At 49.2% G+C, this 15,071-nt stretch carries 16 protein-coding genes; 6 read left to right on the forward strand and 10 right to left on the reverse strand.

The window, feature by feature from the left end; all coding sequences use genetic code 11:
- Positions 1-19: 19 nt before the first annotated feature.
- Together pta and yfcC are read left to right on the forward strand one after the other, a co-directional pair.
- Positions 20-2,164, forward strand: a complete 2,145-nt coding sequence (pta, locus tag A1WG_RS19355; protein ID WP_000086737.1) for a phosphate acetyltransferase — start codon at positions 20-22, stop codon at positions 2,162-2,164.
- Between the two features lie 189 nt (positions 2,165-2,353).
- A complete protein-coding gene (yfcC, locus tag A1WG_RS19350; protein ID WP_032159403.1) occupies positions 2,354-3,874 on the forward strand; it encodes a putative basic amino acid antiporter YfcC in 1,521 nt (506 codons plus the stop codon).
- A 40-nt stretch (positions 3,875-3,914) separates the two neighbouring features.
- On the opposite strand, the gene A1WG_RS19345 is transcribed toward yfcC, so the two are convergent.
- The 5 genes from A1WG_RS19345 to A1WG_RS19325 all read right to left on the reverse strand — a co-directional run bounded on the left by A1WG_RS19345 (position 3,915) and on the right by A1WG_RS19325 (position 7,894).
- On the reverse strand, positions 3,915-4,868 hold the full coding sequence (locus tag A1WG_RS19345; RefSeq protein WP_000593041.1) for a transketolase family protein: 954 nt from the start codon (positions 4,866-4,868) through the stop codon (positions 3,915-3,917).
- Positions 4,861-5,691, reverse strand: a complete 831-nt coding sequence (locus A1WG_RS19340) for a transketolase (protein WP_001101102.1) — start codon at positions 5,689-5,691, stop codon at positions 4,861-4,863. Before A1WG_RS19340 ends, A1WG_RS19345 begins: the two co-directional genes overlap by 8 nt.
- On the reverse strand, positions 5,688-7,076 hold the full coding sequence (locus A1WG_RS19335; RefSeq protein ID WP_001516785.1) for a PTS ascorbate transporter subunit IIC: 1,389 nt from the start codon (positions 7,074-7,076) through the stop codon (positions 5,688-5,690). The genes A1WG_RS19340 and A1WG_RS19335 overlap by 4 nt, the downstream gene beginning before the upstream one ends.
- Positions 7,077-7,098: 22 nt before the next feature.
- A complete protein-coding gene (locus A1WG_RS19330; protein ID WP_000699821.1) occupies positions 7,099-7,371 on the reverse strand; it encodes a PTS sugar transporter subunit IIB in 273 nt (90 codons plus the stop codon).
- Positions 7,372-7,450: 79 nt separating this feature from the next.
- Positions 7,451-7,894, reverse strand: coding sequence for a PTS sugar transporter subunit IIA (locus tag A1WG_RS19325; protein ID WP_000935564.1), 444 nt, complete (start codon positions 7,892-7,894; stop codon positions 7,451-7,453).
- Between the two features lie 251 nt (positions 7,895-8,145).
- Between A1WG_RS19325 and A1WG_RS19320 the strand changes: the two genes are divergently transcribed.
- The gene (locus tag A1WG_RS19320; protein WP_001516786.1) at positions 8,146-9,165 is read left to right on the forward strand and encodes a LacI family DNA-binding transcriptional regulator; all 1,020 of its coding nucleotides are present in this window, start codon (positions 8,146-8,148) and stop codon (positions 9,163-9,165) included.
- A gap of 6 nt (positions 9,166-9,171) precedes the next feature.
- On the opposite strand, the gene yfcD is transcribed toward A1WG_RS19320, so the two are convergent.
- From yfcD to yfcF, 3 genes are read right to left on the reverse strand one after another with little or no spacing between them, the layout of a single operon-like run.
- Positions 9,172-9,720 carry an NUDIX hydrolase YfcD gene (gene yfcD / locus A1WG_RS19315; RefSeq protein WP_000437936.1) on the reverse strand — a complete coding sequence of 183 codons (549 nt, stop codon included), beginning with the start codon at positions 9,718-9,720 and terminating at the stop codon, positions 9,172-9,174.
- Positions 9,721-9,778: 58 nt separating this feature from the next.
- A complete protein-coding gene (gene yfcE / locus A1WG_RS19310) occupies positions 9,779-10,330 on the reverse strand; it encodes a phosphodiesterase (protein WP_001516787.1) in 552 nt (183 codons plus the stop codon).
- Between the two features lie 55 nt (positions 10,331-10,385).
- Positions 10,386-11,030 carry a glutathione transferase gene (yfcF, locus tag A1WG_RS19305; protein ID WP_000042426.1) on the reverse strand — a complete coding sequence of 215 codons (645 nt, stop codon included), beginning with the start codon at positions 11,028-11,030 and terminating at the stop codon, positions 10,386-10,388.
- Between the two features lie 134 nt (positions 11,031-11,164).
- Between yfcF and yfcG the strand changes: the two genes are divergently transcribed.
- The 3 genes from yfcG to A1WG_RS19290 are packed head-to-tail and all read left to right on the forward strand — an operon-like array spanning position 11,165 to position 13,145.
- Positions 11,165-11,812, forward strand: a complete 648-nt coding sequence (yfcG, locus tag A1WG_RS19300) for a GSH-dependent disulfide bond oxidoreductase (RefSeq protein ID WP_001516788.1) — start codon at positions 11,165-11,167, stop codon at positions 11,810-11,812.
- Between the two features lie 56 nt (positions 11,813-11,868).
- On the forward strand, positions 11,869-12,231 hold the full coding sequence (gene folX / locus A1WG_RS19295; RefSeq protein ID WP_001516789.1) for a dihydroneopterin triphosphate 2'-epimerase: 363 nt from the start codon (positions 11,869-11,871) through the stop codon (positions 12,229-12,231).
- 20 nt (positions 12,232-12,251) lie between these two features.
- Positions 12,252-13,145, forward strand: a complete 894-nt coding sequence (locus A1WG_RS19290; RefSeq protein ID WP_001516790.1) for a TIGR01777 family oxidoreductase — start codon at positions 12,252-12,254, stop codon at positions 13,143-13,145.
- Between the two features lie 47 nt (positions 13,146-13,192).
- Here the strand turns inward: A1WG_RS19290 and A1WG_RS19285 are convergent, their stop codons facing one another.
- Positions 13,193-14,095, reverse strand: coding sequence for an Rpn family recombination-promoting nuclease/putative transposase (locus A1WG_RS19285; RefSeq protein WP_001516791.1), 903 nt, complete (start codon positions 14,093-14,095; stop codon positions 13,193-13,195).
- Positions 14,096-14,291: 196 nt separating this feature from the next.
- Positions 14,292-15,065, reverse strand: coding sequence for a histidine ABC transporter ATP-binding protein HisP (gene hisP / locus A1WG_RS19280; protein ID WP_001293593.1), 774 nt, complete (start codon positions 15,063-15,065; stop codon positions 14,292-14,294).
- Between the last annotated feature and the right edge of the window lie 6 nt (positions 15,066-15,071).

Below are 15,071 nucleotides of genomic sequence, written 5' to 3' on the forward strand. Positions count from 1 at the left end.
TAACGAAAGAGGATAAACCGTGTCCCGTATTATTATGCTGATCCCTACCGGAACCAGCGTCGGTCTGACCAGCGTCAGTCTTGGCGTGATCCGTGCAATGGAACGCAAAGGCGTTCGTCTGAGCGTTTTTAAACCTATCGCTCAGCCGCGTACCGGTGGCGATGCGCCCGATCAGACAACGACTATCGTGCGTGCGAGTTCTTCCACCACGACAGCCGCTGAACCGCTGAAAATGAGTTACGTTGAAGGTCTGCTTTCCAGCAATAAGAAAGATGTGCTGATGGAAGAGATCGTCGCGAACTACCACGCCAACACCAAAGATGCCGAAGTGGTTCTGGTTGAAGGTCTGGTCCCGACACGTAAGCACCAGTTTGCCCAGTCTCTGAACTACGAAATCGCCAAAACGCTGAACGCGGAAATCGTCTTCGTTATGTCTCAGGGCACTGATACCCCGGAGCAGTTGAAAGAGCGTATCGAACTGACTCGCAACAGCTTCGGCGGTGCAAAAAACACCAATATCACTGGCGTTATCGTTAACAAACTGAATGCTCCGGTTGATGAGCAGGGTCGTACTCGCCCGGATCTGTCTGAGATTTTCGATGACTCTTCCAAAGCGAAAGTCAACAATGTTGATCCGGCGAAGCTGCAAGACTCCAGCCCGCTGCCGGTTCTCGGCGCTGTGCCGTGGAGCTTTGATCTGATCGCAACTCGTGCGATCGATATGGCACGCCACCTGAACGCCACCATCATCAACGAAGGCGACATCAACACTCGCCGCGTGAAATCTGTGACTTTCTGCGCACGCAGCATTCCGCACATGCTGGAGCACTTCCGTGCCGGCTCTCTGCTGGTGACTTCCGCAGACCGTCCTGACGTACTGGTTGCCGCTTGTCTGGCTGCAATGAACGGCGTAGAAATCGGTGCTCTGCTGCTGACTGGCGGCTATGAAATGGACGCGCGCATTTCTAAACTGTGCGAACGTGCTTTCGCTACCGGCCTGCCGGTATTCATGGTGAACACCAACACCTGGCAAACCTCTCTGAGCCTGCAAAGCTTCAACCTGGAAGTTCCGGTTGACGATCACGAGCGCATCGAGAAAGTTCAGGAATACGTTGCTAACTACATCAACGCTGACTGGATCGATTCCCTGACTGCAACTTCCGAACGCAGCCGTCGTCTGTCTCCGCCAGCGTTCCGTTATCAACTGACCGAACTGGCACGCAAAGCAGGCAAACGTATCGTTCTGCCGGAAGGCGACGAACCGCGTACCGTTAAAGCAGCCGCTATCTGTGCCGAACGTGGTATCGCAACGTGCGTACTGCTGGGTAACCCGGCAGAGATCAACCGCGTTGCAGCGTCTCAGGGCGTAGAACTGGGCGCAGGCATTGAAATCGTTGATCCAGAAGTGGTTCGCGAAAACTATGTTGCTCGTCTGGTCGAACTGCGTAAGAACAAAGGCATGACCGAAACTGTTGCACGCGAACAGTTGGAAGACAACGTGGTTCTCGGCACGCTGATGCTGGAACAGGATGAAGTTGATGGTCTGGTTTCCGGTGCTGTTCACACCACCGCAAACACCATCCGTCCGCCGCTGCAGTTGATCAAAACTGCACCGGGCAGCTCTCTGGTATCTTCCGTGTTCTTCATGCTGCTGCCGGAGCAGGTTTACGTTTACGGTGACTGCGCGATCAACCCGGATCCGACCGCAGAACAACTGGCTGAAATCGCAATTCAGTCTGCTGATTCCGCCGCTGCTTTCGGTATCGAACCGCGCGTGGCTATGCTCTCCTACTCCACCGGTACTTCTGGTGCAGGTAGTGACGTAGAGAAAGTTCGCGAAGCAACTCGTCTGGCTCAGGAAAAACGTCCTGACCTGATGATCGACGGTCCTCTGCAGTACGACGCTGCGGTAATGGCTGACGTTGCGAAATCTAAAGCGCCGAACTCTCCGGTTGCAGGTCGCGCTACCGTGTTCATCTTCCCGGATCTGAACACCGGTAACACCACTTACAAAGCGGTACAGCGTTCTGCCGACCTGATCTCCATCGGGCCGATGCTGCAGGGTATGCGCAAGCCGGTTAACGACCTGTCCCGTGGCGCACTGGTTGACGATATCGTCTATACCATCGCACTGACCGCGATTCAGTCTGCACAGCAGCAGTAATCTCGTCATTATCCGCAGCCATGCGCTGCGGATATCTGAACCGGAAATAGTCACTATTTCCGGTTTTTTATTCTCTTAATTTGCATTACTCCTTTCTGATTATCTTGCTTAACTGCGCTGCATCAATGAATTGCGCCATCTCACTTTGCATACTTACCACTTTGTCTTGTGCAAGGGAAAATTTGCGCTATGTCCGCAATAACTGAATCCAAACCAACCAGAAGATGGGCAATGCCCGATACGTTGGTGATTATCTTTTTTGTTGCTATTTTAACCAGTCTCGCCACCTGGGTTGTTCCGGTGGGAATGTTTGACAGTCAGGAAGTGCAATATCAGGTTGATGGTCAGACGAAGACTCGCAAAGTTGTAGATCCTCACTCATTTCGCATTCTGACCAACGAGGCAGGCGAACCCGAGTATCACCGAGTACAACTGTTCACGACGGGAGATGAACGCCCCGGTTTGATGAACTTCCCGTTCGAAGGGCTAACCTCTGGCTCGAAATATGGGACAGCCGTTGGCATCATCATGTTTATGCTGGTGATTGGCGGCGCGTTTGGTATCGTGATGCGCACAGGAACCATTGATAACGGGATTCTCGCGCTTATCCGCCACACTCGAGGGAATGAAATTCTTTTCATTCCGGCACTGTTTATTCTCTTTTCACTCGGCGGTGCGGTATTTGGCATGGGGGAAGAGGCCGTCGCCTTTGCCATCATCATTGCCCCACTAATGGTACGCCTGGGTTACGACAGTATTACCACCGTCCTGGTAACCTACATCGCAACGCAAATCGGTTTTGCCAGCTCGTGGATGAACCCGTTCTGCGTGGTTGTCGCCCAGGGGATTGCTGGCGTTCCTGTCCTTTCCGGCTCCGGGTTGCGCATTGTGGTGTGGGTTATCGCCACTCTGATTGGCCTCATCTTTACCATGGTGTACGCCTCACGGGTGAAAAAGAATCCTTTGTTGTCACGCGTGCATGATTCCGATCGCTTCTTCCGCGAAAAACAAGCTGATGTTGAACAGCGGCCGTTCACTTTCGGTGACTGGCTGATATTGATTGTCCTGACCGCCGTCATGATCTGGGTGATTTGGGGCGTGATCGTTAACGCCTGGTTTATTCCAGAGATTGCCAGCCAGTTCTTCACTATGGGTCTGGTGATTGGCATCATCGGCGTTGCCTTCCGCCTTAACGGTATGACCGTTAACACCATGGCCTCGTCATTTACCGAAGGGGCGAGAATGATGATTGCTCCTGCACTGCTGGTCGGTTTTGCCAAAGGGATTTTACTGCTGGTTGGCAATGGCGAAGCGGGTGATGCCAGCGTGCTGAATACTATTCTCAATAGCATTGCCAATGCCATTAGCGGCCTGGATAACGCGGTCGCGGCCTGGTTTATGCTGCTCTTCCAGGCGGTATTCAATTTCTTTGTGACATCCGGTTCTGGTCAGGCAGCGTTAACCATGCCGTTACTGGCACCGCTTGGCGATCTGGTTGGCGTTAACCGTCAGGTTACCGTGCTGGCGTTCCAGTTTGGCGATGGCTTCAGCCATATCATTTACCCGACCTCGGCTTCGTTAATGGCGACGCTCGGTGTTTGCCGGGTAGATTTCCGTAACTGGCTGAAAGTGGGTGCAACACTGCTTGGACTGCTGTTTATTATGTCCAGCGTCGTGGTGATAGGCGCTCAGTTAATGGGTTACCATTAAGTCAATAATCCCCTTGCCAGTCTCTGGCAAGGGGAACTGATTACAATAGCTCTCTGGCTGCCGCCACAATATCATGCGCGGTTAACCCGTACTCTCTCTGTAAAAAGTCCTGAGTTCCAACCTGACCATAACGCTCCTTCACGCCCACGCGACGCATTGGTATTGGGCAACTTTCGACTAATACCTCGGCAACGGCTGACCCTAGCCCATTGTGAATACTATGGTTTTCACAGGTCACAATACGCCCCGTTTTCTCGGCATAATTTTTAATCAACATTCGGTCAACAGGTTTAAGAGTAAACATATCAATTACTGCCGCACTTACACCGCTCTGTTCCAGTTGACGTGCGGCCTCCAGGGCTTCAGCCACCATAATGCCATTAGCAATCAGCGTGATGTCAGTACCTTCACGCAGTACATTGCCTTTACCAATAGAGAAGGTTGTCCCAGGAGAATAAATACTTGTCGCTTGCTTACGGATCGTACGAACCCAGTAAAACCCATCAAGCTCTACAAGCTGGCGTAAAATATCACTAAACATCACCGCATCGGTCATCTCCATCACCACCGAATGCGCCAGCCCACGCACAATTCCCATATCTTCAAATGACATATGTGTCCCGCCATTGTGGCAAGCGGTAACACCCGCATCAGAAGCAATCACTTTGACATTAGCACGCTGGTAATCAAGCGACATAAAGAGCTGATCAAAACAGCGACGACTGGCAAATGCGGTAAAGGTATGCACGAATGGCTTGCGCCCGGTTAAGGCCAGCCCTGCAGCGGTGCCGATAACATTAGCTTCCATAATGCCGCAATTAATGACGTACTGTGGATAATCCCGCGCCACGCTGTCCATTGCCATGGAACTCATTAAATCAGCCTCAAGGGCAATGACAGAATTACCGTTTTCAATCTGTTGCGCAATAAAGCCTGCATAAATTTTGCGCATCTCGATGCTGTCTTTTTGTCCTGCCGGTGCGAGCTTAATCATGCATGGCCTCCAGTTGGCGAATTGTTTCGTTTAGCATCTCCTTCATTTCTTCCGTGAGGCGTAAATGATGAGAATTACTGAGTTGCTCAAGACACGCTACCCCCTGCCCTTTGATACTATCGAGAATGACTACTCTCGGTCTGGCCTCGGCTGGTAGAACAGGTTTAACTACATTCAACAACCCCTCAATATCATCGCCCTTCACTGTCACGACATCAAAACCGAAAGCGCGAAATTTTCCTTCTAAATCAAATGGATTAATAATTTCATCCAGTTCGCCATCAAGCTGCTGTTTGTTCCAGTCCACAAACACAGTGAGATTATTCAAACGATGATGAGCAATAAACTGGAAGGCTTCCCAACATTGGCCTTCGTTAAGTTCACCATCGCCAACAATACAAAAAACCCGATTCTTGCGCCCCGCCAGTTTATGCGACAGCGCCATCCCTCCTGCAATGGATATCCCCTGCCCCAGCGATCCTGTAGTGGCATCAACACCACGCGTTTTTAGCCGATCCGGATGACTTGGTAAGCGAGTTCCGTTCTGATTTAAGGTGCTTAATTCTTCCAGTGGAAAATAACCTTTCAGCGCCAGAGTACTGTAGAGCGCAGGTCCGGCATGCCCTTTTGACAATACAAAATAGTCACGATCAGGCCAGTCGGGATCAGCAGGATCAATTTTCATCACCGCGCCATAAAGAACTGCCAGCGTTTCCACAACAGACATGCTGCCACCATAATGACCAAAGCCAAGATGAGTTAATGATTTAAGCGTCTGGATACGAATATCCCGTGCAAGTTGTGTCACTTCTTTAACATTCATGATTTGGCTCCGCTCTTCTCCTGCACTTTGGCAGCGAGTTTGTTATTGGCGAAAATGTTCCAGGCAACCAGCAGCACAAATAGCGCTACTACAAGTCCGGTTATGGCAAAAGGCGAGAGATAACGCGCCAGGTTCCCGAGAACGATGCCGACAGCACCAAAATCCGCATCGGAAAAGGTCGTATTTGCAAAACCTATCGCCCCCAGAACTGGCAATAACAGCACTGGCAGGAAGGTAATCAATAAACCATTCGCAAAAGCACCAATCATCGCGCCGCGACGCCCACCCGTAGCATTACCAAATACACCCGCAGTTGCTCCGGTGAAGAAGTGAGGAACGACACCAGGAAGAATCAGCACCAGTTTCATCTGTCCCAACAAAAATAGCCCCACCAAACCACCAAGAAAGCTAAATAAGAAGCCAACTAACACTGCATTTGGCGCATACGGATACACAACCGGACAATCGAGGGCGGGACGCGCATTCGGCACCAGCTTTTCTGAAAATCCGGTAAATGCCGGAACAATTTCAGCAAGGATTAAACGCACACCTTGCAGAATGATAAATACGCCTGCGGCGAAGGTGATGGCCATAATAATGGCGTAGACAAGGTAGTTTTGACCGCCACTAAACTGGCTTTCAACGTACTCGCGCCCCGCACTGATCGCCATGATCAGATAAATCACCATCATCGTAAGGGAAATAGAGATGGAGCTATCGCGCAGGAAGCTCAGATTTTTGGGCAAATTCATCTCTTCGGTGGAACGCGAACCTTTACCGCACATGCTGCCAATCCAGCCAGAGAGTACATACCCCAAAGTACCAAAGTGACCAAAAGCGATTTCATCATTCCCGGTAATACGCCTCATGTAACGTTGTGCTAACGCAGGGAAAAACGCCATCACTAATCCCAGAATAAGAGAACCGGTAAATACCAGTGATATACCTTCAAAACCAGCCACTGTCAGAATCACACCAATCATGCAGGCCATATAAAATGTGTGGTGTCCGGTAAGAAAAATATATTTCAGGCGGGTAAAGCGGGCAACAATAATATTCGCCACCATACCAAATGCCATAATAAGCGCCGTCGACGCGCCATATTTTTCCAACGCAATAGAAACAATAGCCTCATTATTCGGAATGATACCCTGAATATTAAAGGCATGTTCAAACATACTACCCAGAGGATTTAAAGAACCAACCAGAACAGTGGCACCACCGCCCAGAACAATAAATCCGAGAATGGTTTTAATTGTGCCTTTCACAACATCTGAAAATGCTTTTTTCTGAGCAACCAGACCGATTAAGGCAATCAAGCCGACCAGTACCGAGGGTACTTTGAGTATATCAACAACAAAATTCAGCGTTTCAAGGATAAACATATCCACCTCGCTTCAATTAAGGTTATTGTTTTGCGAACCAGTTACGCAGTTGCGTTTCAAGTTCATTAATATCAATGATGTTGTTGATAACCACCAACTGACTTTCCGGTACGCTGGCACTGGCGGCAATATCTTTAGCCATCACAAATAAATCGGCAGCCCCTGGCGTTGCTGATGAGAGATCGGAATGTTCCACTTCCGCTTCTATCTCCATTTTTTTCAGAACTTTTTTAATATTCATTTCGACCATAAAACTACTACCAAGCCCTGAGCCACAAATAGCCATAATTTTCATTATATTCACCATGTTAAGTTGTAGAAGTTCTCATCACGCAACGGCGTAATGTTGTGACAAGACTGAATTTTGAATGTAATTAGAATCGTGAAATTATCGTTTTTATTTCCTCCAGGTTGCGAGCCTGATGCAATTCCTGTAAATCCTTCTCACTGGAGAATAACTCAGCCAGTGCAGATATCATTTCGATATGGCTGTGTTTATCTGGTGCGGCAAGTAAAATGATGACATCTACAGGATCAAATTCCTCTGCATTAAAACTGACACCTTCTTCGAGTTTTAATAATGATAACCCCAATCCTTTTGCACCTTCTTCTGGTCGGGCATGGGGCATTGCCAGCCCAGGCGCCAGGACATAATAAGGCCCCAGTTTTTCATGTTGTGTTTTTATCGCACTGAGATAATCCGTCGTAATTATCTCCGCCTCCAGTAACGGTCTGGCACAAATATCTAATGCTTGCTGCCAGGTTGTGACATTCTTTCGTAATGCGATTGTTGAATCAGAAAGCCAGGTATTAAGCACTTGTCCTCCTCATTTTCCGTGTCAATGAGCAGACTTTAAGCAAGCAACGGCGGCATATCTGAGATCAATCTCACAAAGATAGCGCTATCAGTATGTATCATTCATATTTGTGATAGCGCTATCAAAACGGATTTCACTGATGAAATCCAAACTTCTACCAGAAATTAAGGGGTATACTCTGCTACCAACAGGAAGCCGTTGATGATAAGTAAAAAAAGATCTCCATATGTAGTCGCTGAGCAGGATTTTGTATGGCAATAACCCGAAAACGTCGTAGTACTGGTAAAGTCACTATCGCCGATGTCGCGCAACTCGCAGGAGTTGGCACAATGACTGTATCCAGAGCGTTACGCACTCCCGAACAAGTTTCCGATAAACTGCGGGAGAAGATTGAAGCCGCAGTTAATGAATTAGGGTACATGCCCAACCTCACTGCAAGCGCGCTGGCATCGGCATCTTCGCACACGATTGCAATGGTCGTACCAAACCTGGCTGAAGCAGGATGCACGGAAATGTTTGCCGGGCTGCAACATGTACTACAACCAGCGGGGTATCAGATAATCCTGGCTGAGTCACGCCATCGTCTGGAGCAAGAAGAAAAACTGCTGGAAACTCTGCTGGCTTCTAATATCGCCGCAGCGATTTTGCTCAGTGTTGAGCATAATAATACCGTGCGTAACTGGCTCAAAAATGCCTCGATTCCCGTTATGGAAATCGGTGCCATTCGTACCGATCCGATTGATATGAACATTGGCATTGATAATGTCGCAGCAATGTTCGAACTGACGGATATGCTGGTACAACGTGGTTATCAGAATATCGGTTTGCTATGCGCCAACCAGGAACAGTGGATCTTTCAGCAGCATTTACAGGGATGGTATAAAGCTATGTTACGCCATCATATGTCTCCCAACCGTGTTATTAACGCTGCTCTGCCACCGGTTTTTTCCACCGGAGCATCACAATTACCGGAATTTTTACTCGCATGGCCGGAACTGGATGCCCTGGTATGTGTGTCAGATGAGTTGGCCTGCGGTGTTCTGTATGAATGTCAACGAAGACGCATCAAAGTACCAGACGATCTCGCCGTAGTGGGATTTGGTGACAGTGACGTTAGTAAAGTTTGCCAACCACCATTAACAACAATGGCCGTTCCTCACAGGAAAATTGGTCTGGAGGCAGGAAAGGCTTTGCTGGAACGAATTAGAGAAGGTAACTGGAGCGATCAGGTACTCATCGCTCCCAGTTTGTGTTTACGTGAAAGCTGCTGAAACTTATTAAGCCTCTTCTGGATCTTCTTTCGTTTCTACTTCATTCCTGGCATTGCGCTTCATCCACAATGCCAGGGCTTTCAGCGAGTCTGGTGTGAACTCATCGCAACGTGCGGTAATTTCTTCCGGCGTCAGCCAGCAAACCTCACTGACTTCATCTTCCTGGAGAGCGAAAGGACCGTGGGAGACACAACTGAATAACGCGCCCCAGACACGGCAATTTTTATCTTCGAAATAGAACTGCCCGTGCTCGGCAAAGGGGACTCCGGCAATGCCCAACTCTTCTTCCGCCTCGCGACGTGCGGATTCCAGCAGTTGTTCATCGGCCTGGACCACGCCACCTGCGGTCGCATCTAACATGCCGGGTAAAAAGTCTTTTGTCTCGGTACGACGCTGCACAAGAATTTTGCCCATACCATCATGTACAACGATGTAAGTTGCACGATGGCGCAGACACTGTGCCCGCATTTGTTCCCGGCTGGCTTGTGCAATGACTTCGTTCTCTTCATTGACAATATCCACCCATTCAGTACTTGCCAAACGACGCTGTTCCATTATCAGGAAACCTTCTTTTTCTGGCGCTCTTACGGCGCATTTTGAGTTGTGGGGTAAATTACGGATTAATCGCGACCTGCGCAATGATACTTTGATCATTGAGTGCGATTACGCTTAGTACGTCATCATCCAGCGTGCCATAACTCGCCGGATAGCCGCCTTTCGGAATGCTTACCGAACCGGGGTTAAAGTGGAAAATATCCCCCCGCTTTTCCGCTACTGGTAGATGGGTATGACCATACACCAGCACGTCGTTCTGGTTTAAAGCAGGCAGATTATCCGGGCCAAACAGATGGCCATGCGTCAAAAACAGACGTTGTTTTTCCAGTAACACCTGTTGCCACGGCGCGGTTATCGGGAAATGCAGTAGCATTTGGTCCACTTCGCTGTCGCAGTTGCCGCGCACGGCGATAATGTTATGCGCCATCTCATTCAGCCGTTCGGCTACTTTGGCTGGCGCATACCCTTCAGGCAGGGCGTTTCGCGGACCATGATTCAGCACGTCTCCGAGAATCACCAACCACTGGGCACCGCTTTGGGCAAATAAATCCAGAACACGTTCCGTCGCCGGTAACGACCCATGAATGTCCGATGCAAACATCAGTTTCATCACTCACTCCTCGTCGAAAAAACGTAAGCTATGATACTGGATTCTGTCGTTGCTATCAGCCAGATTGCTTTGCTGAAAGTGCAATAAAACGCTGAACTGAAGCCCGCTGCCACTGGAATGCCGCATAATCCACCAGACGTTCCGACACCTCATCACCATGTAGTACCAGACGATTAATCATTAACGCTAAATCAGTATCCGCAATACACCATTCGCCAAACAGATTCGGCTGACCATGCGCCAGTAAATGTTCTGCCATCGCGAACAGTTTCTCCGCGCTGGCTTTTCCCATTGCCGATAGTGGCGCTTTCTTCGCACCGGCAAAAACGACATCCGTAGAACGTTCTTCGCGGATGGGCATCAGATCGCTGCGTAGCCAGGCCTGAATCTGCCGTGCCCGCGCCCGGTGTTGTAAATCAAGCGGATAAATACGCTCCCAGGTCGGCGGCGCAAAACAGTCCTCCAGATATTCTGCAATGGCAGAGGATTCACTCAACTCAAAATCATCAATTTGTAACAACGGCACGCGCCGTGTCTGCCCATAACCTTGCCACGTCGGCTGCAAATGTTCACCGCTGTCGAGGTCGATGGTCTTCATATGAAAAGGCAGACCTTTTTCCTGCAACGCCACCCAAGCGGATAACACATAAGGGGAGAAAAAATGGGCATCTGACCAAAGCGTGATAGCGGGTTTACTCATTATGTCCTCAGCGATAAATGGGCTTGCTATCAAACTATAGAGCCTTTTTGTCACCGTTACGTGATGAAAACTCACACAAGTCGCCACGGTTTCTATACTTGAGATGTTCAGATTATTAGATAACCGGAGCTGCGATGATCGATCTCTATTTCGCCCCCACACCGAATGGTCACAAAATCACGTTGTTTCTCGAAGAGGCAAGGCTGGATTATCGCTTAATCAAAGTTGACCTCGGTAAAGGCAGTCAGTTTCGCCCGGAGTTTTTGCGCATTTCACCGAACAATAAAATTCCGGCAATTGTCGATCACTCCCCAATTGACGACGGCAAACCATTAAGCATATTTGAGTCGGGGGCTATTTTGTTGTATCTGGCAGAGAAAACAGGACTCTTTTTGAGCCATGAACCGCGTGAACGCGCCGCCACATTACAGTGGTTATTCTGGCAGGTTGGCGGCCTGGGGCCGATGCTCGGGCAAAATCATCATTTTAACCACGCTGCACCACAAAGCATTCCTTACGCAATTGAACGTTATCAGGTTGAAACCCAACGTCTCTATCACGTACTGAATAAGCGGTTGGAAAACTCCCCCTGGTTGGGCGGAGAAAACTACAGCATTGCAGATATTGCCTGCTGGCCGTGGGTCAATGCCTGGGCTCGCCAGCGCATTGACCTCGCGATGTATCCGGCAGTAAAAAACTGGTATGAGCGAATCCGTTCGCGTCCTGCTACCGGGCAGGCGCTGCTAAAAGCGCAAGTAAATGATGAGATTTCGAATAGTTAACAGAACCGGGTTCTCGTGTATTATTTAATCCTAAATAAAACAACGGAGAACCTGCAATGGCACAACCTGCCGCTATTATTCGTATAAGGAACCTTCGTTTACGTACGTTTATCGGAATTAAAGACGAAGAGATTAACAACCGTCAGGATATTGTTATCAACGTTACGATCCACTACCCCGCCGATAAAGCGCGCACCAGCGAAGATATTAACGACGCGCTGAATTATCGCACCATTACTAAAAACATCATTCAGCATGTAGAGAATAACCGTTTCTCTTTGCTGGAAAAATTAACTCAGGATGTGCTCGATATCGCACGTGAACATCACTGGGTGACGTATGCTGAAGTGGAGATCGATAAACTTCACGCGCTGCGCTACGCCGATTCGGTATCGATGACCTTGAGCTGGCAGCGTTAACCGCCATATCGGGAGGCTGCATGAATATAGTGATCACCGGAGGGACGGGATTAATTGGTCGTCATTTAATCCCTCGTTTGCTGGAGTTGGGGCATCAGGTCACGGTGGTGACGCGTACCCCGCAGAAAGCCAGCTCCGTCCTCGGCCCTCAGGTGACGCTATGGCAAGGGCTTGCCGATCAACGCAATCTCAACGGCGTGGATGTGGTGGTCAACCTGGCTGGTGAACCCATTGCTGATAAACGCTGGACTCACGAGCAAAAAGATCTCCTCTGTCAAAGTCGCTGGAATATCACGCAAAAACTGGTGGATTTGATTAACGCCAGTGACTCGCCGCCGTCAGTGCTTATTTCAGGCTCGGCGGCGGGATATTATGGCGATTTAGGTGAAGTGGTGGTCACCGAAGAAGAACCGCCGCATAACGAATTTACCCATAAACTCTGTGCCCGCTGGGAAGAAATAGCTTGTCGGGCACAAAGTGACAAAACACGAGTATGCCTGCTACGAACCGGTGTGGTGCTGGCACCAGATGGCGGTATCCTCAGCAAAATGCTGCCACCGTTTCGCCTTGGTCTGGGAGGTCCGATTGGCTCCGGTCGGCAGTATCTGCCCTGGATTCATATTGATGATATGGTTAACGGTATTCTCTGGCTGCTGGATAACGATCTGCGGGGACCATTTAATATGGTTTCGCCATATCCGGTACACAATGAACAATTTGCCCACGCGCTAGGCCATGCACTGCATCGCCCGGCGATTATGCGCGTCCCTGCCGCAGCCATTCGCTTGCTGATGGGGGAATCATCGGTTCTGGTATTGGGCGGACAACGTGCGCTGCCAAAAAGGCTGGAAGAAGCGGGGTTCGCTTTTCGCTGGTACGATTTAGACGAAGCGCTGGCGGATGTTGTTCGCTGATACGCTTTGCCGCGAACATCCGCCAGGTAGCCTCGGGGTTTACTGGATCAGTGACTTTGCGCCAGAAGCTCATCTGGCGAAAGTCGGGTTACCATCAGAACTAACTCTCTGTCTAAACCTCTCTCCAGCATCTCCTGAGCAATACGCAGAGCTTCTTCGCGTTTACCCAGAATTAATCCATCATTCCGCCCTTCTTCACGTAATCTGTCAGCAATAGTCATCAGTTTCTCCTTTTCTTGCGGTGCTCGTTCCGCTATCTCACCTATAAATGTACGGAACCGCTGGGCATCCCCCGTTTGTAAAACGTAATTAAACAGTGCTTGTAGCTGCCTGTCATTAGTGTTCCCTGTAACTAAAAGAGAAACTATTTGCTCCACTAACCCCAATAAGTCGCGCTGGCGAATATGTTTCTGAATTAACTCCAGCAATGCCATTTTACGGTGTTGCATAATCTCGTCATCCGGCACTACAGTAATATCTACCAACGGAAAAGCCGATGAGTAAATTTTGCGGGCAATCGCAGGTTCTGCAAATTCATCAAGCCAGCAGAGAGAATAAGGATAAGGACTTCTGCAACCATGATAAAACAGCATTGGGATCACCAAAGGAAGTTCTTTATAGCCCGCATCCAGATGGTTTTGCATCGCCGCAATGGAATAACGCATCATGCGAAAAGCCATTAATTCTTCCGCCTTACTTTGGTGTTCAATGACGACATAAATATACCCCATCCCCTCCTGTGTTTTCACTGACCACAAGACGTCGGAGTAATATTGTCGCAGGTTTTCATCAATAAAACTGTTTGGTTCCAGTTTTAACGTTGTTAAATCACACAGATTGCGCAGCGGTGCTGGAAGATGAATATCAATAAAATCTCGTGCTGTATCTGGATGGCGTAAAAAGGATTTAAATACTGCATCATGCGGCGTGGAAGTGGTCGATATTGTCATGGCGTTCCGTCACCCATCAAATTTAAGAGGACGAGACAATAACTACCCTTTATAACCAATGCAGTAGGCAGTTTTTATATTTGGACAACGAATTCAGAAGTATTTTAAGTGGGCTGAAATATATACATTTCAATGGAAGCTAACTCGCAAATTAGCCTTGAAAATACTCCGGCAGCATTAGCCGCCGGAGAGGCAATTATTTCAGTGATCCTTTAAGGAACTGTTGCAGACGCGGGCTTTGCGGGTTGCCAAATAACTGTTCCGGCGTCCCCTCTTCTTCTATTTTCCCCTGATGGAGAAAAATGACGTGGGTAGAGACATGGCGAGCAAAGCCCATTTCATGAGTCACCACCACCATGGTTTTCCCCTCTTCCGCCAGTTGCTGCATAATGCGCAGAACTTCGCCTACCAGCTCTGGATCGAGCGCTGAGGTAGGTTCATCAAACAGCAAAACTTCCGGTTCCATTGCCAGCGCCCGTGCAATGGAAACACGCTGTTGCTGACCACCGGAAAGATGCACCGGGTATTTCCCCTGCGCACGTTCGTCTATGCCAACTTTCGCCAGATATTTCACTGCCCGCTCGCGTGCTTCCTGCTTGCTCAGCCCCAACACCTGAATCGGCGCTTCCATGACGTTTTCCAGCACCGTCATATGGCTCCAGAGATTGAAGTGCTGAAACACCATCGTCAGGCGCGTGCGCAGTAAACGTAGCTGATTTTTATCGGCAACTTTGAGTTGGCCGTCTTTATCGCGCACCAGATTGATGTTCTGCCCGTTAACCACGATCGCGCCTTCGCTCGGTTTTTCGAGGAAGTTAATACAGCGCAGAAAGGTACTTTTCCCTGATCCCGACGATCCGATGATACTGATCACATCCCCGGCGTTCGCTTGCAGTGAAACGCCTTTCAGCACTTCGTGTTCGCCGTAGCGTTTGTGCAAATCGATAACGTTTAATTTATTCTCGGACATCGTATT

This window comes from Escherichia sp. KTE96, from assembly GCF_000408525.1.
Lineage (GTDB): Bacteria > Pseudomonadota > Gammaproteobacteria > Enterobacterales > Enterobacteriaceae > Escherichia > Escherichia marmotae.

Bases quoted from the DNA above. Each gene is read 5' to 3' on its own strand.
- yfcC (WP_032159403.1), top strand. From the start codon at position 2,354: ATGTCCGCAATAACTGAATCCAAACCAACCAGAAGATGGGCAATGCCC.
- A1WG_RS19345 (WP_000593041.1), bottom strand. From the start codon at position 4,868: ATGATTAAGCTCGCACCGGCAGGACAAAAAGACAGCATCGAGATGCGC.
- A1WG_RS19340 (WP_001101102.1), bottom strand. From the start codon at position 5,691: ATGAATGTTAAAGAAGTGACACAACTTGCACGGGATATTCGTATCCAG.
- A1WG_RS19335 (WP_001516785.1), bottom strand. From the start codon at position 7,076: ATGTTTATCCTTGAAACGCTGAATTTTGTTGTTGATATACTCAAAGTA.
- A1WG_RS19330 (WP_000699821.1), bottom strand. From the start codon at position 7,371: ATGAAAATTATGGCTATTTGTGGCTCAGGGCTTGGTAGTAGTTTTATG.
- A1WG_RS19320 (WP_001516786.1), top strand. From the start codon at position 8,146: ATGGCAATAACCCGAAAACGTCGTAGTACTGGTAAAGTCACTATCGCC.
- yfcD (WP_000437936.1), bottom strand. From the start codon at position 9,720: ATGGAACAGCGTCGTTTGGCAAGTACTGAATGGGTGGATATTGTCAAT.
- yfcE (WP_001516787.1), bottom strand. From the start codon at position 10,330: ATGAAACTGATGTTTGCATCGGACATTCATGGGTCGTTACCGGCGACG.
- yfcF (WP_000042426.1), bottom strand. From the start codon at position 11,030: ATGAGTAAACCCGCTATCACGCTTTGGTCAGATGCCCATTTTTTCTCC.
- yfcG (WP_001516788.1), top strand. From the start codon at position 11,165: ATGATCGATCTCTATTTCGCCCCCACACCGAATGGTCACAAAATCACG.
- folX (WP_001516789.1), top strand. From the start codon at position 11,869: ATGGCACAACCTGCCGCTATTATTCGTATAAGGAACCTTCGTTTACGT.
- A1WG_RS19290 (WP_001516790.1), top strand. From the start codon at position 12,252: ATGAATATAGTGATCACCGGAGGGACGGGATTAATTGGTCGTCATTTA.
- A1WG_RS19285 (WP_001516791.1), bottom strand. From the start codon at position 14,095: ATGACAATATCGACCACTTCCACGCCGCATGATGCAGTATTTAAATCC.
- hisP (WP_001293593.1), bottom strand. From the start codon at position 15,065: ATGTCCGAGAATAAATTAAACGTTATCGATTTGCACAAACGCTACGGC.